The organism is Gaetbulibacter aestuarii (assembly GCF_039537665.1).
Taxonomy (GTDB): Bacteria; Bacteroidota; Bacteroidia; order Flavobacteriales; family Flavobacteriaceae; genus Gaetbulibacter_A; species Gaetbulibacter_A aestuarii.
Genome location: NZ_BAABAY010000001.1, coordinates 154172 through 178788, shown reverse-complemented (window position 1 = coordinate 178788; position 24617 = coordinate 154172). Strand labels below are relative to the sequence as shown.

Genomic DNA, 24617 nt, shown 5'->3' with positions numbered 1-24617 from the left:
AAAACAAAAGTAATACTTTTTTAATGATTTGGCAAAGTGAATTTAATTTTGTATGAAATTTATTTTATATTTTCTGGGATTTTACAGACAGGAATGGCGACCATTTTGTGCTTATTTGCCGAATTGAATGACTTATAGATAGAAAAAACCTCTAATTCCCTGTCTTTAAAATCTTTAATAGTTTTTCCAGCCTCGCTCATGGCCATAGCCCATTCTAACTCAGGATACGAGGCACCTAATTGCGCTTCATCACTTCTGGCATCACCAAATAAACCATCGCTGGGAGCGGCTTCCATAATTGACGTAGGGACCTTAAGAAACTCACCAAGTTGATACACTTCAGACTTTAATAAGTCGGCTATCGGGCTCAAATCCACACCACCATCGCCATATTTAGTATAAAAGCCAACACCAAAATCTTCAACTTTATTACCGGTTCCTGCAACAAGAAGTTTGTAAATACCGGCATGGTAATATAAAGTTGTCATTCGTAATCGGGCTCTTGTATTGGCCAAAGACAGGTCTACAATAGTTTGATTGCCTTCAAGAGTAACCTCGGTTTTAAATTCTTCAAATACCGGAGTGAGATCAACACGAACAGAACGTACGTTTTTAAATCGTTTTTTTAATTGCTCAATGTGTTCATTTGCCCGGGATACATGGCTTTCTGCCTGGTGTATGGGCATATCGATACACAAAACATCCATTCCAGTTCTGGCACAAAGGGTAGAGGTAACAGCAGAATCTATGCCTCCTGATACACCTACTACGAATCCGTTTACGCCTGCTTTGTTTGCATAATCTTTTAGCCAGTTGGTAATGTAATTAGCTACGTTTTCTGTTTGCATTTTCAAAGAATTTAAGTCAAAGTATACTACCTTTGCAAACAAAAATAAAGCTTACGCTCAATTAATAAAAATTAAAAACGTTTTAGTTTTATAGGAAATGAGCCATAACAGTATGTTGACGACAATCGAAGGGATTGGTGATGAATTTCATCAGGTTGTAAACAGAAAAATCTGACCGGCTTAAAACCATAATTTTTTAACAGATGAAACAGTTATTTTTTGGAATTTTCATTTTTGCCATGTGTATCTCGTGTCAGCAAGAAGACAACACCGAAAAAGCAATAAATGACATTGGTACGGATATCAGTATTGAACGTTTCGATATGGATTTTGCCGATGCCACAGAAAAAACGCTTCCGAAATTAAAGAAGGCTTATCCTTTTATGTTTCCAAAAACCTATTCGGATTCGGTTTGGATTTCAAAAATCAACGACACCCTGCAACAGGAACTTTTCAGAGAGGTGAAAAAAATCTATCCTAAAACCGATAAACTACAGAGTGAAATTGAATCTTTGTTCAATCATATTAAATATTATTTCCCGGACTTTCATCCACCGCGTGTTATTACCACAACCAGTTTTGTAGACTACCGCAATAAGGTTATCGTAACAGATACGATCGCTTTAGTAGCTTTGGATAATTTTTTAGGTAAAGATCACTATTTCTATAAAGGTATTCCCGTTTATATTGCTGCCAATTTGAGACCCAGTCAAATTGTTGTTGATCTGGCAAATGCTTATGCGGAAAAATATGCTTTTCAAAAGCAACGTAAAACCTTGTTGGATGAAATGGTGTATTATGGGAAACTGCTTTATTTTAAGGATAAGGCGATTCCATTCAAATCAGAAGCAGAAAGGATTGGTTATACCGAAGAAGAATTACAATGGGCAAAAACGAATGAGAGCGATATTTGGCGGTATTTTGTAGAACGTGAATTGCTTTATAGTACCGACTCAAAATTACCGGGGCGTTTTATTGTTGATGCTCCGTTTTCTAAATTCTATCTGCAGGATATCGACACGAATTCACCGGGTCGCATCGGGCAATATATCGGTTGGCAAATTGTAAGAGCATACATGGAAAATAATGACAAACCTTTTAATGAGATGCTTACAGAAGACGCCGAAACCATTTTTAATAACTCTAAATTTAAACCAAAGAAATAATGGCAAAAAACCATAACTCGAAAATAGAATTAAAAGTTGAATTAGATGAAAACCGTATTCCGGAGAAATTATTCTGGACTGCGCAAGATGGGGGAATCACTAATGAAGAAGCTAAGGCTATGATGCTTTCCGTTTGGGATTCGCAAGCTCAAGAGACTTTGCGAATCGATCTATGGACCAAAGATATGCCTGTGGATGAAATGAAGGTATTCTTTCATCAAACATTAGTGGCTATGAGTAATACATTTCATCGCGCTACCCAGGATGAAAAGATGACGGCTACCATGAAAGATTTCTGCGATTATTTTGCTGAAAAACTGGAGTTGAAAAAATAATCTTGTGGTTTTAACTTCCTGCAAAAGGGGTGTTGAAAATGCCAACAGCCAATTCTAACCAGATTAAAAGAAAAGTAAAAAGAAGGATTACGAGAAGTAAATAACGATACTTTTTTAGCGTTACCTTGCGCAAAATAACTTCGGCCAAAGATACCAACACAAAAAGAAACACGCCGGCAATAAGAAAGTCTGAAGCGGTCCAGGCGACCTCAGGCGTAAACTGCATGGCAATAAAGGGTATGGCCAGAAGTGCAGCAGCCAGTATGAGCAAGAATATATAGCGCTTATTTTTTGGCATCTTTAATTTCTTTTTTAAGGTGATCGAGATATAATATGCCGTTGAGGTGATCCACTTCGTGCTGAAAGATCACGGCTGTAAAATCACCAACAGTTTCTGTTTTATGAGTACCTTCCATAGTATCATAAGTTACCACGATTTTTTCGGCTCTATCATCTAAAACTTCACTGCGTCCCGGAATGGATAAACAGCCTTCTCTGGCTGTCTGTTTTTCCGCAGAATATTCAATAATTTTTGGGTTTAAATACACTTCAAAGGGGAGATCATCTTTATCCAAACGTTTCACCCAAATAATGTTTTTTAAGATACCAACCTGTGGTGCAGCGATCCCCAAACCTAAAGACATGCTATCGGTAACCGTGGCATAGAGACGCGCCACGAAATTTTTCAAAACAGGATCATTTGGAAATACTTTAACAGGTTCACTTTTTGTTCTTAAAAGCATAGAATCGCTCGTGCTGGTAATTTTAAAAACACGCATGGGCGTGAGCGAGTCGGCGTTCATAATGAGTGTTGTTTGTGCTTTTGAAAAGCCATTGGAAGGCATATTTTTTCTAGAGCCACAACTCACTAAAAAGGAACCGATTAAAAGGAAAAGTAAAATGTTTTTCATATTAAGAAACGTTGATTAAGTGGTTTTAAAGCTTACCATTCATTAATTCTATTAGAATCTAATTTAATAAAAATAAATATTAAAATGGTGAATGCCCAAAGTCCGGAACCACCATAACTAAATAGTGGTAACGGGATGCCGATTGTTGGAATAAGCCCCATAACCATACCGATATTTATGAGGAAATGAATGAAGATAATAGCCGCAACACTATAGCCGTATACCCTACTAAATTGGGATTTTTGTAATTCTGCCAAATGCAGAATGCGCAGGAGTAACAAAATAAAAAGGATCACGACACCTGCACTGCCTAGAAACCCCCATTCTTCGCCTACGGTACTAAAAATATAATCGGTATGTTGTTCCGGAACAAATTTTCCGGTTGTACGCGTACCTTCCATAAAACCTTTTCCGGCAAATCCACCGGAGCTAATAGCCTTTTCCGATTCATTTAAATTATAAGCAAACGTTTGTTTCATCCGTTCCAGCTTTTCAGGGTCTTTTTCAAGACGAAGCCATAAACTGATGCGGTCTTGTTGGTGGGATTTTAAAACATTCTGATAAAAGAATTTTACACCAGACGACACCAGAATCGTTACGATAATGTAGAGCAAACTTCTGGCGAAAATGGCCTTTTTCCGATTGATATAATAGGCTAGTAGAATAATGGTACTTGCCGCAATGGAGGTTATTATAGCTCCAAATTTTAAAGAAAGAATGGAAATCAGAATTAAAAATACGCCAATAATCAGGTAATATTTTGGAAGCCCTTCGCGATATAAAACAAAAAAGAAAGCGGCATAAACGATCGTGCTTCCGGTATCATTTTGCAACAAGACCAAAACCGCCGGTACAGTAATAATCAGGAAAGCCTGAATTTGATCTTTAAAGTTTTTCAGATTGGTATTCAGGTCGCTAATGTGTTTTGCAATAGCCAGTGATGTAGCCACTTTTGCAAATTCACTAGGTTGGAGTGTCATGCCACCTATAGCATACCAGGAGGTAGCGCCATTTACGTTTTTACCAAAAATGAACAAACCCACCAGCGAAAGCATCGAGATGATATAAATAATGCTGGAAAAGCGTTCATAAAACTTGGCTTCAATGGATAACAACAATATGATAAGCCCGATTGTAAAAAAAATAAAAATCAATTGCTTACTGTACGAGTGCTGCAGGTCGAAATAGTTCAAGGTATCTCCCGTATGGGATGCTGATAAGATATTGATCCATCCAAATCCAACCAACATAAAGAACAGAATAATGGTAATCCAATCAAATTTGAAATGTTTGTTGGTTTCTCTGTGCATCAATATAAGGATTTAACTTGGGGGTTTGTTGAATTCCAGGTGGCATTAAGAGCATCCAGCTGCGTCTTCAAGCTGTCCAGTTCTTCCGGGGATACGGTTTGGAAATCTGATTCTCCATTTATATTGAAAGGTTCTCCTGAATATGGTTTTTTGTATTCATTTTCTAAACTATGGTCCAGGATCCAGCTTTCCAGATCGGTTCTGGTAATGGTACCTCGGAGATATTTTTCAATGATCAAACTAGCTATTTTACCGGCATAACGGCTTCCCCAATAGCCGTTTTCAACAAAAACTGCCAGTGCGATCTTTGGATTGTCTTTTGGCGCAAAGGCCACAAAAATAGAGTGGTCTGTGAGTTGTGTTGTTTTGCCATCAATTTTCACAAAGTTTTCTGCTGTACCTGTTTTACCACAAATTTCAATGCCTTTAACCTGAAGGTATTTCGCGGTTCCTTTGTTATAAACGTCATACATCCCCTGAATTACAGGTTCAAAATTCTCCTTATCGATAGTGGTGTAGTTTGGTGTTGTATATTTTGAATCGATGGTGTCATCCTCAATGGATTTAATGATGTGTGGTGTGTAATAAAAACCACGATTTGCAATGGCTGCTGCCATATTTGCCAATTGGATTGGCGTGGTTTCAACCTCACCCTGCCCAATGGCATTCGATAAATTGAATGTTGAAGCCCAACGATTTTTGCCGTACCAACGATCGTAAAAATCACCATCGGGAATGCGTCCCCGACGTCCTACATTAAGATCGTATCCCAGATAATCACCTAAACCAAAACTTTTTAAATGCTTGCTCCAAACATTCAAACCTTTGGCAGGATCGTCATATTTTTCTACAATACGGCGATAAACATTGGCGAAATAAGCATTGCAGGATTCATAAATGCCTTTGTTCATATTCACCACCGGCGGATGTGAGTGACAGCCCATTAACTTTTTATTTCCATAATAGTATCCATGGCGACAAATAAATTGGTCGTTCGTACTTACTACATGTTCCTGTAAACCAATAAGGGCATTCAAAACTTTAAACGGAGAACCCGGAGGATATTGTGCCAGTAAGCTTCTATCGAAAAGCGGTTTGGCAATGGTATCATTATAAAGTTTGGTGAAATTTTTAGAACGTTCACGACCCACTAATAAATTAGGGTCATAGGATGGCGCGGTTACCATAGTTAAAATTTCCCCTGTGGAAGGTTCGATCGCGATAATACCACCACGTTTATTTTTCATTAATAATTCACCATAAGCTTGCAGTTTTGCATCAATGGTAATCTTGATATCTTTTCCCTGAACCGGAATAGTATCGAACTTTCCATTTTTGTAAGGACCTATATTTCTATTAAAACGATCCTTTTGAATGAATTTGATACCTTTTTCACCTCGCAATTCCTTTTCGTATGAGGCTTCAACACCATCTTTTCCAATAAGATCACCCATTTTGTAATAAGGATCTTTCTCAATATTCGCACGATTTACTTCACCAATATCACCTAAAACATTAGCACCAATAGAAGTTTCATAACTTCTTAAAGACCGTTTTTGGATATAGAAGCCTTCAAACTTGCGCATTTTTTCTTGTAAAACAGCATAATCCTCTTTTGACAAATGTGAAATAAATACAGAGGGAAGTCTTGGAGAATAATGTGTTGCTCTGCTTAGTTTTTTATCGTAGGTTTCTCTGTCAATTTTCAACAGTCTACAAAACTCTTCTATATCAAATTCACCAACTTCTCTAGGTATTACCATAACATCATAAGAGGGTTGATTAGATACCAGTAACTGACCATTGCGGTCGTAAACAAAACCGCGTTTAGGGTAATCATAAACCTTTCGGATGGCATTATCTTCAAAAAGATTTTCCTCATTAGACGTGTAGACTTGCAGGTAAAAGAGCCTTGAGATAAAAAGCACACCTGTACAACAAATAACGATGAAAAGTAAAAACTGTCTCATTCTATTTTTTCCTGCTAAAAATCACGGTAAAAATAACGCTTAAGAAAATAGTGAAAATTCCCGAGAATAACGTTTTTTTCAACACCAATAGTATTTTAGAAATGCTAAAAATTTCTAAATAAAATAAAACGAAATGATGAATTAAAACCAATAATGCAATATATACGGTAATAGAGCCAATATCTAAAGTGCTGAATTTAATTTTTTGGTTTTCGTACATAACACCAAAAGCAAATTTTAATATCACCGGTCGGGCATAGGCCACAGTAACAGATGCTGCTGCATGAATACCGCCGGTATCTAAAAACATATCTACCATTAAGCCGAGCAAAAAGCAAGTTAACATGAAAAGCAGCCGATTACTTTTTACAGGGTAAAAGGCAACAAATAAAATATAGACATACGGATTTATATAACCTAAAAAATTTATGTTATTGAAAAAAATAACCTGCACTAGTAAAAGCACGATAAACCGAATGGTATTTATTGGGATAAAGGTTGTCATTCGATATTGTCGTTATTTAGAAGCGCTCTAATTTCCGGAGCATCCTTATTTTCAATGATATAAACATATTCCAGATTGGTCATATCATTAAAAAGGGTCACCTGGATTTCATAAAAATTCTCTGCCGCGTCTAGCTTGAAATCTGAAATGAAACCAATATTAACGCCTTTTGGAAAAATAATGGAGCGCCCTGAGGTTACAATGGTATCACCAATGCTTACCGGAGCTATTTTTTCAACATCACTTAGCTGAACAATATTTGGGTTTTTTGCATTCCATCGCAAGGTTCCGAAATGATTGCTCTTTTTCAGTTTTGCACTGATACGACTCGAACTATTTAAAATAGAGATTACCCTGGCATAATGTTTACTCGTGGCGTCAATAATGCCTACAATGCCTTTTGAAGAAATAACGCCTAAATCTTCCTTAATGCTATCTTTTTTGCCTTTATTCACTAACAAAAAATTATCAGTGAGGGCGTAATTATTTCTGATAATTTCTGCAGCTGTAAACTTATATTTTTGGCCGAATTGAGATGAATCTGTAAAAACGGAATCCGCTAATTTTTGAGAATTGAATAATACAGATTTTAACTCGCGGTTTTCTTCAACCAATAATTCATTTTGAGATTTTAAAGAGAAATATTGTGAAATATTATTTGTTGTATTTAATACACCTCCCGAAATAAAATTTGCTGAGTTTACGAACTTACTTTTATGAAAGTCATGGGATTGAATGGTGAATATCAAAGAAACTGAAAACAGCAACAAGAACAACAAGAAGTTTTTGTTTCTTATTATAAAATTAATAATCTGTTGCATGAGCTATTTCAGGATTTCTATTTTATCAATACGCTTTTGTATTTAGGGATATTTTTAAGCGTTATTCCTGTGCCTCGCACCACCGCACGAAGTGGATCTTCAGCAATGTAAACCGGTAGATCCGTTTTTTGTGATAAGCGTTTATCCAGACCACGAAGCATGGAACCACCACCGGCCAAGTAAATACCTGTATTATAAATATCGGCTGCTAATTCCGGAGGTGTTTGCCCTAAGGTTTCCATCACAGCATCTTCAATACGTAAAATCGATTTATCTAAGGCTTTTGCGATTTCCCGATGTGAAATAGATACTTGTTTTGGTTTTCCCGTGAGTAAATCTCGCCCTTGAACACTCATGTCTTCTGGAGGTAATTCAAGATCTTCAGTTGCGGCACCAATTTGAATTTTAATTTTTTCTGCCGTACGTTCCCCAACATACAAATTGTGTTGTGTACGCATGTAGTAAACGATATCATTGGTAAAGACATCTCCGGCAATTTTCACGGATTTGTCACAAACAATTCCACCAAGTGCGATCACTGCAATTTCTGTTGTACCACCACCTATATCAACCACCATATTCCCTTTGGGCTGCATGATGTCTACACCAATACCGATAGCGGCTGCCATAGGCTCATGGATCAGATAAACCTCCTTGCCATTTACACGTTCTGCACTTTCTTTTACCGCACGCATTTCAACCTCGGTGATACCGGAAGGAATGCAAATAACCATGCGTAGGGCCGGAGAGAAAAAACGTTTTTTAAGTGCCGGTATGTTTTTGATGAACATACTGATCATTTGCTCGGAAGCATCAAAATCGGCAATAACACCATCCTTTAACGGACGAATCGTTTTGATATTTTCATGGGTCTTTCCTTGCATCAGGCTGGCTTCTTGTCCAACCGCTATGATTTTGCCGGAAACCCTGTCTCGGGCTACTATAGACGGGGAATCAACTACAACTTTGTCGTTATGAATAATTAATGTGTTAGCAGTACCTAAATCTATGGCAATTTCCTCAGTGAGGAAGTCAAAAAATCCCATGGGCTATTAATGGTTTTTATTGGTTTTAAAACGAATCTCGTAAATGTAATAAAACTTACTAAATAATTTCGGTATTACAAGGCTCAAAATTATTATGAATTTTAGCACTTTGTGCTTATACGTTGTTCATCGGTTTTTAGATGTTTAAAAACTCAAAAAATGACTCTGTTTTTTAGTGTTTAAAATGGCGTGTTCCCGTCATTACCATAGCAACGTTATGGTCATTACAATAATCAATACTCAATTGATCCTTTATAGATCCGCCGGGTTGAATAACAGAAGTAATTCCGGCCTTATCTGCAATTTCCACACAGTCCGGAAACGGGAAAAAAGCATCACTCGCCATAGCGGCTCCTTGTAAATCAAATTTAAAAGATAAGGCTTTATGAATGGCTTGATTCAAAGCGTCAACACGGCTGGTTTGCCCGGTACCACTGGCACAAAGTTGTTTGTCTTTTACTAATACAATGGTATTGGATTTGGTGTGCTTACAAATTTTTGAAGCAAATAAAAGATCTTCAATTTGTGCTTCTGTAGGTTTTGTTGTTGTTACATTTTTAAGGTCTGCTTTGGAATCTGTAACCAGGTCTTTATCCTGAACCAAAGTTCCGTTTAGGCATGTTCTTAAGGTTGTTTTCGGTAATTCAACATCCTTCAGAGTTAAAATAATCCTGTTTTTCTTACCCTTCAATATTTCTAGGGCTTCTGCTGAATAAGAAGGCGCTATAACCACTTCGCAAAATAACGTGTGAATTTCTTCGGCCGTTGCTTTATCAATTTCAGTATTGCTTATTAAAATTCCGCCAAAGGCTGAAACAGGATCACCTGCAAGAGCATCAACATAGGCCTGATGTATATTTTCACGTTGTGCCAGGCCACAGGCATTATTGTGTTTTAAAATAGCAAATGTTGGGGCTTCACCTTTAAATTCGTTCATTAAATTAACCGCGGCATCCACGTCTAACAAATTGTTATAACTCAATTCTTTTCCGTGAAGTTTTTCGAACATCGCATCGAAATCGCCGTAGAAAACACCTTTTTGGTGTGGGTTTTCACCATAACGCAATGTTTTACCATGTGGCTCACTTATCTTTAACACTGAAGCCTGTTCTGTGGTATTGAAATAATTAAAGATCGCTGTATCGTAATGCGAAGAAACATTAAAAGCATTTGAAGCAAAACGTTTACGATCTTCTACTGAAGTTTCGCCGTTCTTTTCATTTAAAAGCTCTAAAAAGGCCGGATAATCTTCCACGGTTGAAACACAGACCACATCAGCGTAATTTTTTGCAGCAGCACGAATCAAAGAAATACCACCGATATCAATTTTTTCAATAATATCCTGATTGCTGGCTCCGGAGGCTACGGTTTTTTCAAACGGGTAAAGATCAACAATTACAAGATCGATCTGTGGAATCTCATATTCGGCTAATTCAGCCACATCGCCATCATGATTTTGACGATTTAAGATGCCTCCAAAAACTTTTGGATGTAAGGTTTTAACACGACCACCTAAAATGGACGGGTAGGAGGTCACATCCTCCACCGGAACAACAGGAATCCCCATTTCTTTAATGAATTTTTCGGTACCACCTGTAGAGTAGATGGTAACGCCTTGTTCATGTAATTTTTTTACTATTGGTCCTAAACCGTCCTTATTGAAAACAGAAATTAAGGCCGATGAAATGGTTTTGTTGTTGCTCATTTTGGGTTGTGTAGTTTTAGACTTTTAACAATGAATACGACGCGTTAACGCGATATGCAAAAGTACTTATTTACTTTAAAAAAAGCGGTGGATGGGAATTGAAAATCAAGATGATTTTTCAACGAAACCCAAAAGTTGTTAACAACTATAAAATTTTGGCAACTTCAGCGCAAACAAACTCCAAAAAGCGCTCGTCGGCTTCCGTAAAGGGATCGGGGGTATTCGAATCGATATCGATCTGACCAACGTTCTCGCCATTTACAAAAATAGGGATCACAATTTCAGCTTTCACGGTAATGCTGCAGGCAATATAATTATCCTGAGCAGCCACATCCGGCACCACAAAATTTTGGTTACTTACCGCTACTTGTCCGCAAATACCTTTTCCGAAGGGAATAATCGTGTGGTCTGTAGGCGCACCAACATAGGGACCTAATTTGAGTTCGTTCCTATCACCATTTTTAAAATAAAACCCCACCCAATTGTAATAATCTACACGGGTTTCAAGCAATTGGCAAATTTGCAATAAACGTGCATCAACATCTAATGGAGCATTAGAAACAATGGCTTTAATTTGAGGTTTTAAAGTTTCAAAATTCATGGTAAAATATTTTTAAGCAAAAGTATTTAAAAAGACCTGATTTTTTATCCTTTTTTTTATGAAGATCGATTATTTCCTAACCGATAGGTATAGCTTAAGATAACATAACGCCCTAAACTTGGCGTCGTATTTTCTTCGAAATAATTGACTGTGCTATGGCGATAAATATCAACATTTTGATTTAAAAGGTCAATCAAAACCAATTTTAATAGCTGATTTTTTTTATCTGAAAAGGCATAGGAAAATGCAGCGTTCCAAAGAGGTAATTTTTCATTAGAGCTGAACTTATTATCTGTGAAAACAATATAATTTAGTTGACTATTGAAATTAAATTTTTCAGAAATGTCGTAGTCCAAAGAAGTATAATAATCTTGTCTTTGGAATGTGCGATTTAAATCTTCAACCAAAGAGAAGGACGTTTGGTTGGTATCAAAGGAAAGTCCGGTTTTTAAATCCAGCTTCTGTTTATTGGTATTTTCAAACCAAAAATTAAAAGCATAACCCTGAGTTATAACATCATTTAATTCGTTGTTTATCAAGGTTTTGTTTGTTCTAAATAGATTTTTATTCTTTAATGTGTATCGAATTCCTAATGACTTTATTTTTTTACTGAAGCTTAATGTTGTTCTGAGAAGTTTATTTTGATCACTGTTAATAAAGGAGTGTGTTCGAACAAAATCGTTTATTACTACGTTTGAATTTATAGCATCATCTATGAATTGAAATTGTATTCTGGAGTAGAAACTGAGGGATGATTTAAAATCATGTACAATATTACTCAGGATAACTTGATTAATTTTTTCAGTTTTTAAATCGGGGTTTCCGGTCCTAATGGAATAGGGATTCAAATTATTAACAACGGTAGTAATCTGGCGTGATCTTGGACTTCTGATAAATCTTTTGAAAAGTAATCGGTGTTTCGCTCCTCGCTTGGGTTTATATTGAATTATAACCGTAGGATTTACATAAAACTGATTTTTAACTATTGGTGAAACGTCTTCAGTTCCAAAAATCCTGTTGAGGTCCTGAAAATTAACACCGGAGGAAATAAACCATTTTGAGGTTCGAAAATTGTACCGTAAACCTGTATCATAACTGCGCTCAATATTGTTGAAATTTAATAAGAAGCTTTCTTCTGTATTTTGATCGCTAACAGTAATGCGTTTTTGAACACCATCTTCATTATTTATTTCGGTGCTGGCTGAGCTGAGTATTTTCAATTGATGCCCCGTCCATAAGGGTTCTGAAAAATTGAAATAAAGTTTTAATTGTTTGTTTTTTTCGGTTTCATCCCGAAATGTTAGTTGTTCCTTTTGAGATTCATTCGACAAACCGACATTCCGGGTAATAATGTTATGTTGATCATTAATAAAGTTTTTTTGTAAAACTGAAGAATTTATTCCCGTAACAAAGCTCCTACCTGATTTTGTTAGGCGTTTAAAATAATGGATGTTGAATGTTCCGGAAACATTTTTATTTTTTCTGCTAAGTTCAATGGCATTGATTCTGGAAAGTGTTCCACTATCATCCGTAAATCGAACATTTTTGTCTAAAAAATTAGTTCTGTTGTCCGCAGTAATTCCACCATTCACTTTTAAGGTGTGCATCTTATTGTGTTTACTTTCGTAATTGTAATTTAAATTGTGATTGTCGGTGGTATTATTAAAATTGTTGTCAGAATTTTGAATAAAATTATTGTTTGTAGCAAAATTGATCCGTTTGCTAAATGTTGTCCCGTAGTTATTGGAATGATTGTAGAAATAATTAGCGTTTAAAAATTCTTTCTCTCTAAACTCCTGACCAATATTAATGCCCGCAACCCTGGTAGTTAAAAACCCGGTTAAATTTTTCGGACTGATTTCATTATCTGAAGCTTCATCGTCAGAGTCGTCTGAAATACCATTTGCATTCTCTAAAAAACTACTGATGTTTGATCCCGTAATGTTGATATTATTGAATTTACCTATAATTGAAAGTTGGGTTTTGCTACTGAAGCGATTATAATTCGTATTTATAAAATACTTGTCATCCAACCCTGATCCACCGGCTATTTTTCCGAAGCCTTTGTTTTTTTGACTAGATTTTAAAGTGAAATTGATCACAACCTCCTTATTGCCATCATCAATTCCTGTAAGTTCTGATTCATCACTTTTTTTATCAATAACTTCTACTTTAGAAATTACATCGGCTGATAGATTTTTCAACACAATAGATGGATCTCCACTAAAAACTTCTTTACCATCTACGAATATCCGGCGTACTTCATTGCCTTGAGCGGTAATATTTCCATCAGAATCTATTTCAACCCCCGGAAGTTTCCCGAGTAAAGAACCTAGATTTTCATCGGAATGCACTTTAAATGCGCTGGCATTGTATGCTACTGTATCTTTTTTAATTTGAATTGGGATAACGGCTGAAATGGTAACGGCTTCCAAAGTATTCAAATCTTCTTCCAGCCGGATCGCTTTTAAATCCAGCTGACCACTTTTTAAGTTTATGGTTTTGAAGATTGTTTTATATCCTAAAGAGGATGCCTGGAATAAAAAGGCACCTTTTTTATTTTCAATAATTTTAAAAGCCCCTTCTTTATCAGTAATGGTATAGTTTACTACCGTAGAATCTTTTTTATTTAATATTACTATTGAGGCTAATTCAACCGGCTGATCTTGAGGATCGATTATTTTACCTGTAATTGTAGTTTGACTTAGGGAGATATGGTAAGAACAAATAATAAAAACAAAGCTCAGTAGCTTTAGCATAAACGTTAGTTTGATATCGTTTGGAAATTTAAGGATACGCTCGTATTCAAAGTTAAGACTTCAATAATTAAAAAAGGTTTAATTACTATCAAAAGATGTTTGATATTAAACAAAAAAAGCGTCCCAATTAAATTGAGACGCTTTTTAAAAATTTATGAATGTGATGTTTATATCATGCCGGGCATACCACCACCCATATGGCTATGGCTATGGCCTTCACTTTCTTCTTTAATATCGATCAAAGCGCATTCTGTGGTCAGGATCATACCTGCAACAGAGGCTGCATTTTCCAATGCGATACGTGTTACTTTTTTAGGATCGATAATTCCGGCTTTTAGCATATCAACATAGGCTTCAGACTTAGCATCATAACCAAAGTCTTTTTTGCCTTCAAGTACTTTATTGATCACTACAGAACCTTCACCGCCGGCATTTTCAACAATAGTACGTAGCGGTGATTCGATCGCTTTATTTACAATTTGAACACCTGTAGCCTGATCTGCGTTTTCAGTTGCTAACTTGTCAAGAACAGCTTTTGCTCTTACCAGGGCAACACCACCACCGGCAACAATACCTTCTTCAACAGCAGCTCTGGTAGCATGTAGCGCATCGTCTACACGATCTTTTTTCTCTTTCATTTCAACTTCACTTGCAGCACCAACATAAAGCACCGCTACACCTCCGGCTAACTTAGCCAAACGCTCCTGAAGTTTTTCCTTATCGTAATCACTTGTAGTTGTTTCGATCTGAGATTTGATCTGATTCACACGGGCTTTAATATCGTCAGCATTTCCGGAACCGTTTACAATAGTCGTGTTGTCTTTATCAACGGTTACAGTTTCAGCAGTACCCAACATGCTTAAATCAGCATTTTCAAGGGTAAATCCGCGTTCTTCAGAAATTACGGTACCTCCGGTTAATACAGCGATATCTTCCAACATCGCTTTTCTTCTGTCGCCAAATCCAGGTGCTTTTACAGCGGCAATTTTTAAACCACCACGTAATTTGTTTACTACTAAAGTCGCTAAGGCTTGTCCGTCAACATCTTCAGCAATAATTAATAATGGACGACCGGATTGTGCCACAGGCTCTAGAATGGGAAGAATTTCCTGTAGGTTTGAGATCTTTTTGTCGAAGATCAAAATGTATGGGTTTTCAAGATCTGCGATCATTTTATCTGAGTCGGTCACAAAGTAAGGCGATAAATAGCCACGATCGAACTGCATTCCTTCAACAACATCTACATAAGTATCTAAACCTTTTGCTTCCTCAACGGTGATCACACCTTCTTTTCCTACTTTTTCAAAAGCTTTAGCGATCAATTCTCCAATAGTGTCATCATTATTAGCCGAGATCGCAGCAACCTGCTTTATCATTTCTGATGAGTTACCTACTTTTTTAGCCTGTTTTTCCAGTTCATGAGTAACGGCTTCAACGGCTTTATCAATACCGCGTTTTAAGTCCATTGGGTTAGCACCGGCAGCCACGTTCTTTAAGCCTTCTTTCACGATAGCCTGAGCAAGAACGGTTGCAGTTGTAGTACCATCACCAGCAAGATCGTTGGTTTTTGAAGCAACCTCTTTTACCATCTGCGCGCCCATATTCTCTAGAGCGTTCTCTAATTCGATTTCTTTTGCTACAGATACACCATCTTTTGTTACTTGTGGTGCACCAAAACTTTTACTGATAATAACGTTACGTCCTTTTGGACCTAAAGTTACTTTAACCGCATTCGCCAATGCATCAACGCCACGTTTAATACCGTCGCGTGCTTCTATATCAAATTGAATGTCTTTTGCCATTTTTATTTGTTTTTTTGTTGTTTTCCGCCAAAGCGGAAATGCATTAAATTTTTAGTTGATTTTTTGTTTTTTTATTCCGCAAAGCGGAAATGATTTGGGTTTTAGATGATCGCAAGAATATCACTCTCACGCATCATTAAATAATCGGTACCCTCTAATTTTAATTCGGTTCCGGCATATTTTCCATATAAAACAGTATCGCCAACTTTTACAGTTATCGGATCGTCTTTGGTGCCCGGTCCGGCGGCCACAACAGTACCTTTTTGTGGTTTTTCTTTAGCGTTATCCGGAATTATAATTCCTGAAGCTGTTTTAGTTTCAGCTGCAGCTGGTTCTACAAGAACGCGGTCTGCTAATGGTTTAATGTTTAATGCCATGTGTTGTTTATTTTTAATTTTTTCAGATTAATATTAACGACTTTCATTAAAGCCAAAAATGTGCCAATGCTGAGGTACTGACAAACTTGCAGAAACAAAAAATGCCAGAGTGAATCCCTGGCATTTTTTGTATCATATTTCCTTTAAATTATTTTGTTGAATCTGCTGGTGTTGCAGTATTGTCAGGCTTATTTAAAGGTGTGTTCGGTAAAGGTTGTTCTGTTGTTGCAGCATCCTGATCTAAAGCTTTCGATTCGGGTTCTTTAGCTCCTCTGTCGATAGCCAGGTTTGATAGTAAAATCAAAACTAATAATAAGGTTGCTAAGGTCCAGGTACTTTTATCTAAAAAGTCCGTGGTTTTCTTAACACCCCCCAATTGTTGTGTACCGCCGCCACCGAAAGAAGAGGATAAACCACCACCTTTTGGGTTTTGAACCATAATTACTACAACGAGTAAAAAGGCTACCACAACAATTAATATCAAAAATATTGTAAACGTACTCATCAGTCTTTATTATTTTGTTCTTGTAATTGTTCTACCGCTTTAATTTGGTTTGCAAAGAAACTACTTTTTTCCGGATATTTCAAACTTAATATCTTATAAGATTGAATCGCTTTTTTATAGTTTTTTTGCTCGACATAAATGCGCGCCAAGGTCTCAGTCATTAAGGCCTCGGGTTGGATCATTTGTGCTTTTGCGAGGTTCTTTTTTGTTGATGTGTTTTTTGATGGCGTAATTTTCGGGTTTTCAGAAATAAACTTATCGATCAATTCAAATTTCTTTGCACGTTCGGATACCATCTCGGGTTTTTCTTCAACTTCAACTATTTTTTCATCTTCCTCACGTTTGATGGGTTTGAATTTAGTAAGCTTTAACCATTCGTTGAATGAATGCGACTCATTTTTATCGAACTGCAAAGGTTTGCCTAGTTTTAGAATCTCTTCCGGTGAAGCCGGTTCTGTTTCAATAGGGGCTTCAATTTCTTTAATAGATTCACTTTCATCAAGAGCAAAAGGTTTGGGTGGTCGCGCCACTTTCGGCTCAAAAAGTGCCGGATCTAAAATGGCTTCCGATTCTTTGATTTGTTGTTTTAAAGCATGATCTATAACCACGCTTTTATTCACCGAAATATCTTCAACATCGACCTCAATATTTTTTAAATGCGAACTATTTTGTTTGATATGCCTTGAAATTTCATTTTGGTTGAAATGATCTGAGGTTATAAAATCAAATAAAATACTACGATCGGTGGTATACGTCGCAGTTTTTTTTAGTTCCTGATTGTATTTAAAACTACTTTCATTCTTCAGGCCTTTCAGATACAAAGCTCGTGCTGATTGAAAGTATGGAAATTCCTGAATAATGGATTTTATCGCTTCAGTGTTCTGATGCGTAATAGTTTGCGGAAACTGCATTAAATATGTAAAATCTTTCGGGTTCATTAAGTCAACTCAAAGGTACTTATTTAATTGTGTAGGTCGCGAAGATTAGGGGTTTATTTCTTGAAAAGCGTTCTACCATTTTGCCAGGGTAGCATTAAAGATATCCTGGGTTAAACGTTGAAAAATTTCTTCATGAGCCGTCTCTTTTTGAGCACCAATAAGCTGAGCTTGTCCCGGGAAATCATAAAAGAATGAAAAACTTTGTTCCAAATCATCGTCCGGATTTTTTTTATTGTAAAATCGCAATTTTACTGCGATAGTCAATCGGTTTTGAGCGGCGCGATTGTCGGAGGTAGCCGTCGTTGGAGAAATACGATAATCCGTTATTTCACCTTCATAAACAAGGTCGCCATTAGAAGTTACCAGGCTCAAATTGGTTTGATTTTGAATCAGATCCTGCAAAGCAACACGAAAATCAATATTTAATCCCGGTTCAACTAAAAGTGCTGTATTATCAAAATAATTAACCTGATACGTTTTAACATCTGCAGGAATTGAAGCGCCCGTGAACGAATAAATACCACAACCGGATAAACTGAAACTCAGACTTAAAATTAAAAGATGTTTTAAATATTTTCTCATGTGTTGTTCTGCTTTCGCAGGAATCATAACGTTACTGCTTCCGTTTTCTTATAAATCGTATTGCTTGATTTTTCGGTATAAGGTACGTTCACTGATACCTAGCTCTGCGGCTGCTAATTTACGTTTTCCGTTGTGACGCTCAAGCGATTTTTTAATTAATTCCAATTCTTTGTCCTGGAGCGATAATGTTTCCTCTTCTTCGATCTCTTCTGCAAAATGATATTTATCTTTTTCTTCCTCTTTTTGCTCTGATTTTTCAGGAATCGAGAGTACTTCCAGGTTTTCGGTAGCTTCTTCAAACTCCGCATCACTTTCATTTTCCCCGTATATTTTCTGAATCAGACCTTCATGATCCTTCTCAACATCTGCTGTGTTGCCAGATTTCATAAGCTCTAAAGTGAGTTTCTTAAGATCGTTCAGATCACTTTTCATGTCGAACAGTACTTTATACAAGATCTCGCGTTCACTGCTGAAATCACTTTCAGATTTTGAAGATTTAATAACGGCCGGTAAATTAGATTCCTTAGGCAAATAACTGCGCAAGGTCTCGGCGGTAATGGTTCTATCCTGTTCCAAAACAGAAAGCTGCTCCGCAATATTTCTTAACTGACGGATATTACCACTCCAGCGGTGTTTTTCCAAAACGGCCACAGCTTCATCAGTTAGTTTTATAGTTGGCATTTTATAACGCAGCGCGAAATCGCTGGCAAATTTTCGGAACAACAAATAAATATCTTCCTTACGCTCACGAAGCGGCGGTAAATGAATATCTACCGTACTTAAACGGTAATACAGATCTTCACGGAATTTTTCTTTTTGAATGGCCTCCAGCATATTCAAGTTGGTAGCTGCCACGATCCGAACATTTGTTTTTTGAACCTTACTGGAGCCAACTTTTAAGAATTCGCCATTTTCCAGAATACGCAACAAACGCACTTGAGTGGTTAAAGGTAATTCACCTACTTCATCTAAAAAAATAGTTCCGCCATCGGCAACCTCAAAATACCCGGCACGGGTTTGTGTAGCTCCGGTAAAGGAACCTTTTTCGTGACCAAATAATTCACTATCAATTGTTCCTTCAGGGATAGCGCCACAGTTTACCGCGATGTATTTGTTGTGTTTTCTGTGTGATAATTGATGAATGATCTTTGGAATACTTTCCTTACCAACACCACTTTCACCGGTAACCAAAACAGAGATATCTGTAGGTGCCACCTGAATGGCTTTTTCAATAGCACGATTGAGTCCGGGCGTATTCCCAATAATACCAAAACGTTGTTTTATAGTTTGTACAGATTCCATGATGCGTCCTTAATTATTATCGCTTAAAGCTATAGCTTTACCAATCAACGTGGCACTGGTGCAATCCGTAACCTCAACGTTTACAAAATCACCAATTTTATAATTTTCCTTCGGGAAAACAGTCATCACATTTTGAGGTGTTCTACCGGACCAATGCGCATCTGATTTTTTAGACGTTTTTTCAATCAAGACCTCCACAACAGTATTAAGATGCTGGCGGGTTCTGAAACCACTGTGTTCTTGTTGCAGGGCTACGATCTCTTTTAGGCGTTCCTTTTTTACAGATTCAGGAACATCGTCTTCCATTTTACGCTCCGCCAATGTTCCGGGGCGTTCTGAATATGCAAACATATAACCGAAATCATATTTCACGTATTCCATTAGTGATAAGGTATCTTTATGGTCCTGGTCAGTCTCTGTTGGGAAACCGGTAATCATATCCTGACTGATTGCACAATCGGGAAGGACCTTACGGATATTATCGATAATTTCGAAATATTCTTCACGCGTATGCAAACGGTTCATGGCTTTTAAAATGCGGTCGCTACCACTTTGTACCGGTAAATGTATGTGGTTACAAATATTATTGTATTTCGCCATGGTCTCAATAACATCCATGGTAAAATCCTGAGGATTGGAAGTGGAAAAACGAATGCGCATTTTAGGTTGTGCCTGAGCACATAATTCCAAAAGTTTAGCGAAATTCACGGCTGTCGCTTTTTGAATATCGCTGGCTTTGATGAAATCTTTTTTCAAGCCACCGCCATACCATAAATAACTATCAACATTCTGTCCTAAAAGGGTTACTTCTTTATAACCTTTCGCCCACAGATCATCGATCTCTTCAACAATACTTTGCGGATCTCTACTACGTTCACGACCTCTGGTAAAAGGTACCACGCAGAAGGTGCACATGTTATCGCAACCTCTGGTTATCGATACAAAAGCAGTTACACCATTGGTGTTTAAACGCACCGGGGCAATATCGCCATAGGTTTCCTCCTTAGATAGAATAACGTTGATGGCCTCGCGACCTTCATCAACTTCTGAAAGTAAATTGGGAAGGTCTTTATAGGCATCAGGTCCTACAACAAGATCAACGATCTTTTCTTCTTCCAAAAATTTAGTTTTCAGGCGTTCAGCCATACACCCCAGAACCCCAACTTTCATATTTGGATTCTGATCACGTTTAACGGCGTTATATTTTTCGAGGCGTTTACGAACGGTTTGTTCGGCCTTATCCCGAATCGAACAGGTGTTTACCAAAACCAGATCTGCTTCTTCTAAAGTGTTGGTAGTATTATAACCTTGTTCCGATAAAATGGAAGCTACAATCTCACTATCGCTAAAGTTCATGGCACAACCATAACTTTCAATAAACAGCTTTCGAGTATTCCCTTCCTTCTTATCCAGAATGAGTGTTTCGCCTTGTTTTTTTTCGTCTATAATTTTTTCCATAGTCTATAAAAAAACCTTTCGGTTTAATAAGACCGCAAAGATACAATTAATTTATACTTTGTGACAAAGTGGCAGGTTTAAAAATAAAAAAATTAACAAAATTTTGAAGGAAAAAGGCTAATTTGCTGCCTCAAACCAAATTACAAACATATGAATACTTTAAACCAAATTACTGAAAAGATCAGGGCTGCCAGAGCTTTAGACTTCGGTATCATCTTTAATGAGGCGATTGAGCTGTTTAAAAAAACCTGGATCCAGGGTTTTTTATTGCAACTGTTTACCATTCTGGTTATGTTACCATTAATTATTATGGTATATGTGCCTTTTATTGGACTTATTATAGCACAGGAAAAAAGTCGTTCGATCAACGAGGAGGCTATCTCTAACTTTTTCGCGGGTATGTCTGTTCTTTACATTGCGGTGGTTATTATTTGTGCTTTAGTATTAGGTGCAGTTTCCATTGCTTTAAATGCCGGGTTTTTCAGAATTATGAAAAAGTTAGATCATAATGAAACGGTAAGCACAAACGATTTCTTCTATTTTGTGAAAGGAAGGTATCTTGGTAAAGCTTTTACCATATTAATTGTAACATTCTTGCTTTCAGCTGCATCTCTTTTGCTTTGCTACACACCGTTAATATACCTGTTTGTTCCGATGTCATACTTTGCGGTATTTTTTGCATTTAATCCGGATTTAAGTGCCGGTGAAATAATTTCGCAGAGCTTTAGATTAGGTAATAAAAAGTGGCTGTTATCATTTGGATTGATAGTTGTTTCATATCTATTGGCTCAAATTATTGGATTGATAACCTGTGGTATTGGTTCCTTGTTTACTATGGCTTTCGTTTATCATCCCGTGTATTTGATCTATAAACATGTGGTTGGTTTTAATGATCCTGAACCCATCGATGAAATTGGAACTACGCCTGTAGAATAATTCTAAAATCCCATATACAAAAGCCTGTTTTTTTACCCGAAAAAACAGGTTTTGTTTTTTTTGAAAACTACAGATTCTAGTCAAAATTAGGGAGATAAATTTTTTTTGCTATACATTTGCACCTACAAAAATTGAAGTATGGCGAAGAATTTAGTAATCGTAGAGTCACCCGCAAAAGCAAAAACCATTGAGAAATTTCTTGGAAAAGATTTCAAAGTGGAGTCGAGTTATGGACATATATCCGACTTGCCTTCCAAGGAATTAGGGGTTGATGTTGAAGGTGATTTTAAACCGGTTTATGAAGTCTCCAAAGACAAGAAAGCGGTGGTTAAAAAACTAAAAGAGCTCGCCAAAAAAGCCGAATATGTGTGGCTGGCAAGTGATGAGGACCGCGAAGGAGAAGCTATTGCCTGGCACTTATTTGAAACTTTAGATCTGGATAAAGACAAAACCAAACGTATTGTTTTTCACGAGATCACTAAAACGGCCATTCAAAAAGCCATTGAAAACCCACGAGGTATTGATTATGATCTTGTAGATGCCCAGCAAGCGCGTCGTGTTTTAGACCGAATTGTGGGTTATGAAATATCACCGGTACTTTGGCGTAAAGTTAAAGGCGGTCTGTCTGCCGGTCGCGTGCAATCAGTTTCTGTGCGTTTAATTGTAGAAAGAGAGCGGGAAATTCAGGATTTTAAACCGGAAGCTTCCTATCGTATTGATGCTGAATTTTCAAATGAAGAAGGGCAAACCTTTAAAGCTAAGTTACCAAAGAATTTTTCTACCCGTGAGGAAGCCGAGAAATTCCTGGAACAAAATGCTAAGGCTGAGTTTAAGGTTTCCGATCTTCAAAAAAAGCCGGCTAAAAAATCACCGGCGGCGCCATTTACTACGTCTACATTACAACAGGAAGCATCCAGAAAACTATATTTTTCGGTGAGTAAGACCATGGCTGCGGCGCAGCGCTTATACGAGGCCGGTTTGATCACTTACATGAGAACGGATAGTGTGAACCTTTCCGATGAGGCCAGACAAGGTGCGAAAAAAGAAATTGAAAAAGCTTTCGGTTCAAAATACAGTAAACCAAGAAATTATAAAGGAAAAGCGAAAGGCGCTCAGGAAGCTCACGAAGCTATCCGTCCAACCAATTTTGCAACCCACTCGGTTACCATTGATAGAGATCAGGCGCGTTTGTATGAATTGATCTGGAAACGTGCGATAGCATCACAAATGAGTGAAGCCGAATTGGAACGTACTAATGTGCGGATCTCAGCGAATACCCATGATGAAACCTTTACAGCCAATGGTGAGGTGATTACTTTTGATGGATTTTTGAAAGTTTATCTGGAAGGCACCGATGATGAAGATGTAGAGCAAGATGGTATGTTGCCAGCTATGAGAGTTAATGAAACGCTTCTGAACAAATATATCTCTGCAACGCAACGTTACACGCGTCCGCCAGCCCGATACACTGAAGCTTCACTTGTGAAAAAACTGGAGGAATTAGGAATTGGTCGTCCGTCAACCTATGCACCAACCATTTCAACCATTCAGAACAGAAATTATATTGAAAAGGGAAGTGTAGAAGGTGAGGAGCGTGCCTATGTTCAAATGATTCTTAAAAAGGGGGCGGTTAAAACCAAAACACTTACTGAAAAAGTGGGTTCTGATAAAGGAAAACTAGTTCCTACAGATATTGGTATGATCGTTACCGACTTTTTAGTAAATCATTTTGATGCTATTTTAGATTATAATTTTACCGCCAAGGTTGAAGAGGACTTTGATAATATCGCCGAAGGTAAGGAAGACTGGAAAAAAATGATGAAGACCTTTTATAAAGGATTTCATCCGATAGTTGAAGATGTTCAGGAAAATGCAGATCGGGAAACTGGCGAGCGTGTTCTGGGGAAAGATCCTGAAACCGGCAAGCAGGTGAGTGTGCGCCTCGGAAAATTTGGTCCGATGGTTCAGATAGGAACTGTAGACGACGAAGAAAAGCCGCAATTTGCCAGCTTGAGTCCGGATCAACAGTTGAATACCATTACCTATGAAGAGGCTATGGACCTTTTCAAACTGCCTAAGGAACTGGGAACTTATGAAGGGGAAACAGTGGAGGTAAATAATGGCCGTTATGGTCCTTATGTTCGCTTTGGTAAAAAGTTTGTGTCCTTACCCAAAGGCACGGATCCTCTTAGTGTGGATTTCGAGGAGGCCAAAGAACTGATTGAAGAAAAGAAAAAAGCAGATGCTCCTATATATATGTACAATGAAAAGCCTGTTCAAAAAGGAAAAGGCCGTTTCGGACCCTATATTAAATGGAATAATATGTTCATTAATGTGAACAAGAAATACGACTGGGACAATCTTTCGGATGATGATATTGTAGAATTGATCGAGGATAAAATTCAAAAGGAAAAGGAAAAGATCGTTCAGGATTGGAAAGAAGAAGGCATTCGTATTGAAAAAGCACGCTGGGGCAGACACAACATTATAAAAGGTAAAACCAAGGTGGAACTGGCAAAAACCGTTGATGTTTCTAAAATGACTCTGGAAAAAGCTCAGGCTTTGCTCGAGGCCAAAGCGCCAAAGAAGAAAACTTCGAAAAAAAGAAAAACTTCTAAAAAGAAATAAACCTGATTATTGAACCGGCAAATTTGCCGGTTTTTTTAATCTGATTTCATAAAAATACGGCAATCACCGATTATTTTATACTAATGCTTGGGAAAAACTCGTTTATTCTGTG

General features: G+C 37.3%; 22 protein-coding genes. 4 read left to right on the top strand and 18 right to left on the bottom strand.

From position 1 onward, the window contains the following. Positions 1 to 59 precede the first annotated feature (59 nt). Positions 60 to 848 (bottom strand): NAD(+) synthase, encoded by a 789-nt coding sequence (nadE, locus tag ABD682_RS00680; RefSeq protein WP_344737916.1) that lies wholly within the window; start codon positions 846 to 848, stop codon positions 60 to 62. A gap of 203 nt (positions 849 to 1051) precedes the next feature. Between nadE and gldB the strand changes: the two genes are divergently transcribed. Together gldB and gldC are read left to right on the top strand one after the other, a co-directional pair. After that, positions 1052 to 2014, top strand: a complete 963-nt coding sequence (gene gldB, locus ABD682_RS00675) for a gliding motility lipoprotein GldB (protein WP_344737914.1) — start codon at positions 1052 to 1054, stop codon at positions 2012 to 2014. Further along, a complete protein-coding gene (gene gldC / locus ABD682_RS00670) occupies positions 2014 to 2349 on the top strand; it encodes a gliding motility protein GldC (protein WP_344737913.1) in 336 nt (111 codons plus the stop codon). The genes gldB and gldC overlap by 1 nt, the downstream gene beginning before the upstream one ends. Before the next feature lie 10 nt (positions 2350 to 2359). Here gldC and ABD682_RS00665 read toward each other — a convergent pair whose 3' ends face one another. The 17 genes from ABD682_RS00665 to miaB form a co-directional block, all read right to left on the bottom strand. Then, positions 2360 to 2647 (bottom strand): hypothetical protein, encoded by a 288-nt coding sequence (locus ABD682_RS00665; RefSeq protein ID WP_344737911.1) that lies wholly within the window; start codon positions 2645 to 2647, stop codon positions 2360 to 2362. Further along, positions 2634 to 3260: a peptide deformylase gene (gene def / locus ABD682_RS00660; RefSeq protein ID WP_344737909.1), complete on the bottom strand. Its 627-nt coding sequence runs from the start codon at positions 3258 to 3260 to the stop codon at positions 2634 to 2636. The genes ABD682_RS00665 and def overlap by 14 nt, the downstream gene beginning before the upstream one ends. Positions 3261 to 3292: 32 nt before the next feature. Beyond that, positions 3293 to 4570 (bottom strand): rod shape-determining protein RodA, encoded by a 1278-nt coding sequence (gene rodA / locus ABD682_RS00655; protein ID WP_344737907.1) that lies wholly within the window; start codon positions 4568 to 4570, stop codon positions 3293 to 3295. Then, positions 4570 to 6540, bottom strand: a complete 1971-nt coding sequence (mrdA, locus tag ABD682_RS00650) for a penicillin-binding protein 2 (RefSeq protein ID WP_344737905.1) — start codon at positions 6538 to 6540, stop codon at positions 4570 to 4572. The genes rodA and mrdA overlap by 1 nt, the downstream gene beginning before the upstream one ends. Position 6541: 1 nt before the next feature. After that, a complete protein-coding gene (locus ABD682_RS00645) occupies positions 6542 to 6850 on the bottom strand; it encodes a hypothetical protein (RefSeq protein WP_344737903.1) in 309 nt (102 codons plus the stop codon). A 191-nt stretch (positions 6851 to 7041) separates the two neighbouring features. Then, positions 7042 to 7866 carry a rod shape-determining protein MreC gene (mreC, locus tag ABD682_RS00640; RefSeq protein WP_344737901.1) on the bottom strand — a complete coding sequence of 275 codons (825 nt, stop codon included), beginning with the start codon at positions 7864 to 7866 and terminating at the stop codon, positions 7042 to 7044. A gap of 17 nt (positions 7867 to 7883) precedes the next feature. Next, positions 7884 to 8912 carry a rod shape-determining protein gene (locus tag ABD682_RS00635; protein ID WP_344737898.1) on the bottom strand — a complete coding sequence of 343 codons (1029 nt, stop codon included), beginning with the start codon at positions 8910 to 8912 and terminating at the stop codon, positions 7884 to 7886. 172 nt (positions 8913 to 9084) lie between these two features. Then, positions 9085 to 10617, bottom strand: a complete 1533-nt coding sequence (purH, locus tag ABD682_RS00630) for a bifunctional phosphoribosylaminoimidazolecarboxamide formyltransferase/IMP cyclohydrolase (protein ID WP_344737896.1) — start codon at positions 10615 to 10617, stop codon at positions 9085 to 9087. Positions 10618 to 10762: 145 nt separating this feature from the next. Then, a complete protein-coding gene (locus tag ABD682_RS00625) occupies positions 10763 to 11218 on the bottom strand; it encodes a GAF domain-containing protein (protein ID WP_344737894.1) in 456 nt (151 codons plus the stop codon). A gap of 56 nt (positions 11219 to 11274) precedes the next feature. Further along, a complete protein-coding gene (locus tag ABD682_RS00620) occupies positions 11275 to 13977 on the bottom strand; it encodes a carboxypeptidase-like regulatory domain-containing protein (protein ID WP_344737892.1) in 2703 nt (900 codons plus the stop codon). A gap of 167 nt (positions 13978 to 14144) precedes the next feature. Next, entirely contained in the window at positions 14145 to 15779 is a 1635-nt protein-coding gene (groL, locus tag ABD682_RS00615; protein ID WP_344737890.1) for a chaperonin GroEL, read from the bottom strand. A 101-nt stretch (positions 15780 to 15880) separates the two neighbouring features. After that, entirely contained in the window at positions 15881 to 16156 is a 276-nt protein-coding gene (locus ABD682_RS00610) for a co-chaperone GroES (RefSeq protein WP_344737888.1), read from the bottom strand. 148 nt (positions 16157 to 16304) lie between these two features. After that, positions 16305 to 16661: a preprotein translocase subunit SecG gene (gene secG, locus ABD682_RS00605; RefSeq protein ID WP_344737886.1), complete on the bottom strand. Its 357-nt coding sequence runs from the start codon at positions 16659 to 16661 to the stop codon at positions 16305 to 16307. Further along, positions 16661 to 17572, bottom strand: a complete 912-nt coding sequence (locus ABD682_RS00600) for a hypothetical protein (protein WP_344737884.1) — start codon at positions 17570 to 17572, stop codon at positions 16661 to 16663. The genes secG and ABD682_RS00600 overlap by 1 nt, the downstream gene beginning before the upstream one ends. A 99-nt stretch (positions 17573 to 17671) precedes the next feature. After that, positions 17672 to 18181 carry an LPS assembly lipoprotein LptE gene (gene lptE, locus ABD682_RS00595; protein ID WP_344737882.1) on the bottom strand — a complete coding sequence of 170 codons (510 nt, stop codon included), beginning with the start codon at positions 18179 to 18181 and terminating at the stop codon, positions 17672 to 17674. 48 nt (positions 18182 to 18229) lie between these two features. After that, positions 18230 to 19483, bottom strand: a complete 1254-nt coding sequence (locus ABD682_RS00590; RefSeq protein ID WP_344737880.1) for a sigma-54 interaction domain-containing protein — start codon at positions 19481 to 19483, stop codon at positions 18230 to 18232. 9 nt (positions 19484 to 19492) lie between these two features. Beyond that, entirely contained in the window at positions 19493 to 20941 is a 1449-nt protein-coding gene (miaB, locus tag ABD682_RS00585) for a tRNA (N6-isopentenyl adenosine(37)-C2)-methylthiotransferase MiaB (protein WP_344737878.1), read from the bottom strand. A gap of 150 nt (positions 20942 to 21091) precedes the next feature. On the opposite strand from miaB, the gene ABD682_RS00580 reads away from it, so the two are divergent. Both ABD682_RS00580 and topA read left to right on the top strand, forming a co-directional pair. Then, positions 21092 to 21877, top strand: coding sequence for a hypothetical protein (locus tag ABD682_RS00580; RefSeq protein ID WP_344737875.1), 786 nt, complete (start codon positions 21092 to 21094; stop codon positions 21875 to 21877). A gap of 138 nt (positions 21878 to 22015) precedes the next feature. Continuing rightward, the gene (topA, locus tag ABD682_RS00575) at positions 22016 to 24505 is read left to right on the top strand and encodes a type I DNA topoisomerase (RefSeq protein WP_344737873.1); all 2490 of its coding nucleotides are present in this window, start codon (positions 22016 to 22018) and stop codon (positions 24503 to 24505) included. Positions 24506 to 24617 lie beyond the last annotated feature (112 nt).

Bases quoted from the DNA above. Each gene is read 5' to 3' on its own strand.
- nadE (WP_344737916.1), bottom strand. From the start codon at position 848: ATGCAAACAGAAAACGTAGCTAATTACATTACCAACTGGCTAAAAGAT.
- gldB (WP_344737914.1), top strand. From the start codon at position 1,052: ATGAAACAGTTATTTTTTGGAATTTTCATTTTTGCCATGTGTATCTCG.
- gldC (WP_344737913.1), top strand. From the start codon at position 2,014: ATGGCAAAAAACCATAACTCGAAAATAGAATTAAAAGTTGAATTAGAT.
- ABD682_RS00665 (WP_344737911.1), bottom strand. From the start codon at position 2,647: ATGCCAAAAAATAAGCGCTATATATTCTTGCTCATACTGGCTGCTGCA.
- def (WP_344737909.1), bottom strand. From the start codon at position 3,260: ATGAAAAACATTTTACTTTTCCTTTTAATCGGTTCCTTTTTAGTGAGT.
- rodA (WP_344737907.1), bottom strand. From the start codon at position 4,570: ATGCACAGAGAAACCAACAAACATTTCAAATTTGATTGGATTACCATT.
- mrdA (WP_344737905.1), bottom strand. From the start codon at position 6,540: ATGAGACAGTTTTTACTTTTCATCGTTATTTGTTGTACAGGTGTGCTT.
- ABD682_RS00645 (WP_344737903.1), bottom strand. From the start codon at position 6,850: ATGTTTTTAGATACCGGCGGTATTCATGCAGCAGCATCTGTTACTGTG.
- mreC (WP_344737901.1), bottom strand. From the start codon at position 7,866: ATGCAACAGATTATTAATTTTATAATAAGAAACAAAAACTTCTTGTTG.
- ABD682_RS00635 (WP_344737898.1), bottom strand. From the start codon at position 8,912: ATGGGATTTTTTGACTTCCTCACTGAGGAAATTGCCATAGATTTAGGT.
- purH (WP_344737896.1), bottom strand. From the start codon at position 10,617: ATGAGCAACAACAAAACCATTTCATCGGCCTTAATTTCTGTTTTCAAT.
- ABD682_RS00625 (WP_344737894.1), bottom strand. From the start codon at position 11,218: ATGAATTTTGAAACTTTAAAACCTCAAATTAAAGCCATTGTTTCTAAT.
- ABD682_RS00620 (WP_344737892.1), bottom strand. From the start codon at position 13,977: ATGCTAAAGCTACTGAGCTTTGTTTTTATTATTTGTTCTTACCATATC.
- groL (WP_344737890.1), bottom strand. From the start codon at position 15,779: ATGGCAAAAGACATTCAATTTGATATAGAAGCACGCGACGGTATTAAA.
- ABD682_RS00610 (WP_344737888.1), bottom strand. From the start codon at position 16,156: ATGGCATTAAACATTAAACCATTAGCAGACCGCGTTCTTGTAGAACCA.
- secG (WP_344737886.1), bottom strand. From the start codon at position 16,661: ATGAGTACGTTTACAATATTTTTGATATTAATTGTTGTGGTAGCCTTT.
- ABD682_RS00600 (WP_344737884.1), bottom strand. From the start codon at position 17,572: ATGCAGTTTCCGCAAACTATTACGCATCAGAACACTGAAGCGATAAAA.
- lptE (WP_344737882.1), bottom strand. From the start codon at position 18,181: ATGAGAAAATATTTAAAACATCTTTTAATTTTAAGTCTGAGTTTCAGT.
- ABD682_RS00590 (WP_344737880.1), bottom strand. From the start codon at position 19,483: ATGGAATCTGTACAAACTATAAAACAACGTTTTGGTATTATTGGGAAT.
- miaB (WP_344737878.1), bottom strand. From the start codon at position 20,941: ATGGAAAAAATTATAGACGAAAAAAAACAAGGCGAAACACTCATTCTG.
- ABD682_RS00580 (WP_344737875.1), top strand. From the start codon at position 21,092: ATGAATACTTTAAACCAAATTACTGAAAAGATCAGGGCTGCCAGAGCT.
- topA (WP_344737873.1), top strand. From the start codon at position 22,016: ATGGCGAAGAATTTAGTAATCGTAGAGTCACCCGCAAAAGCAAAAACC.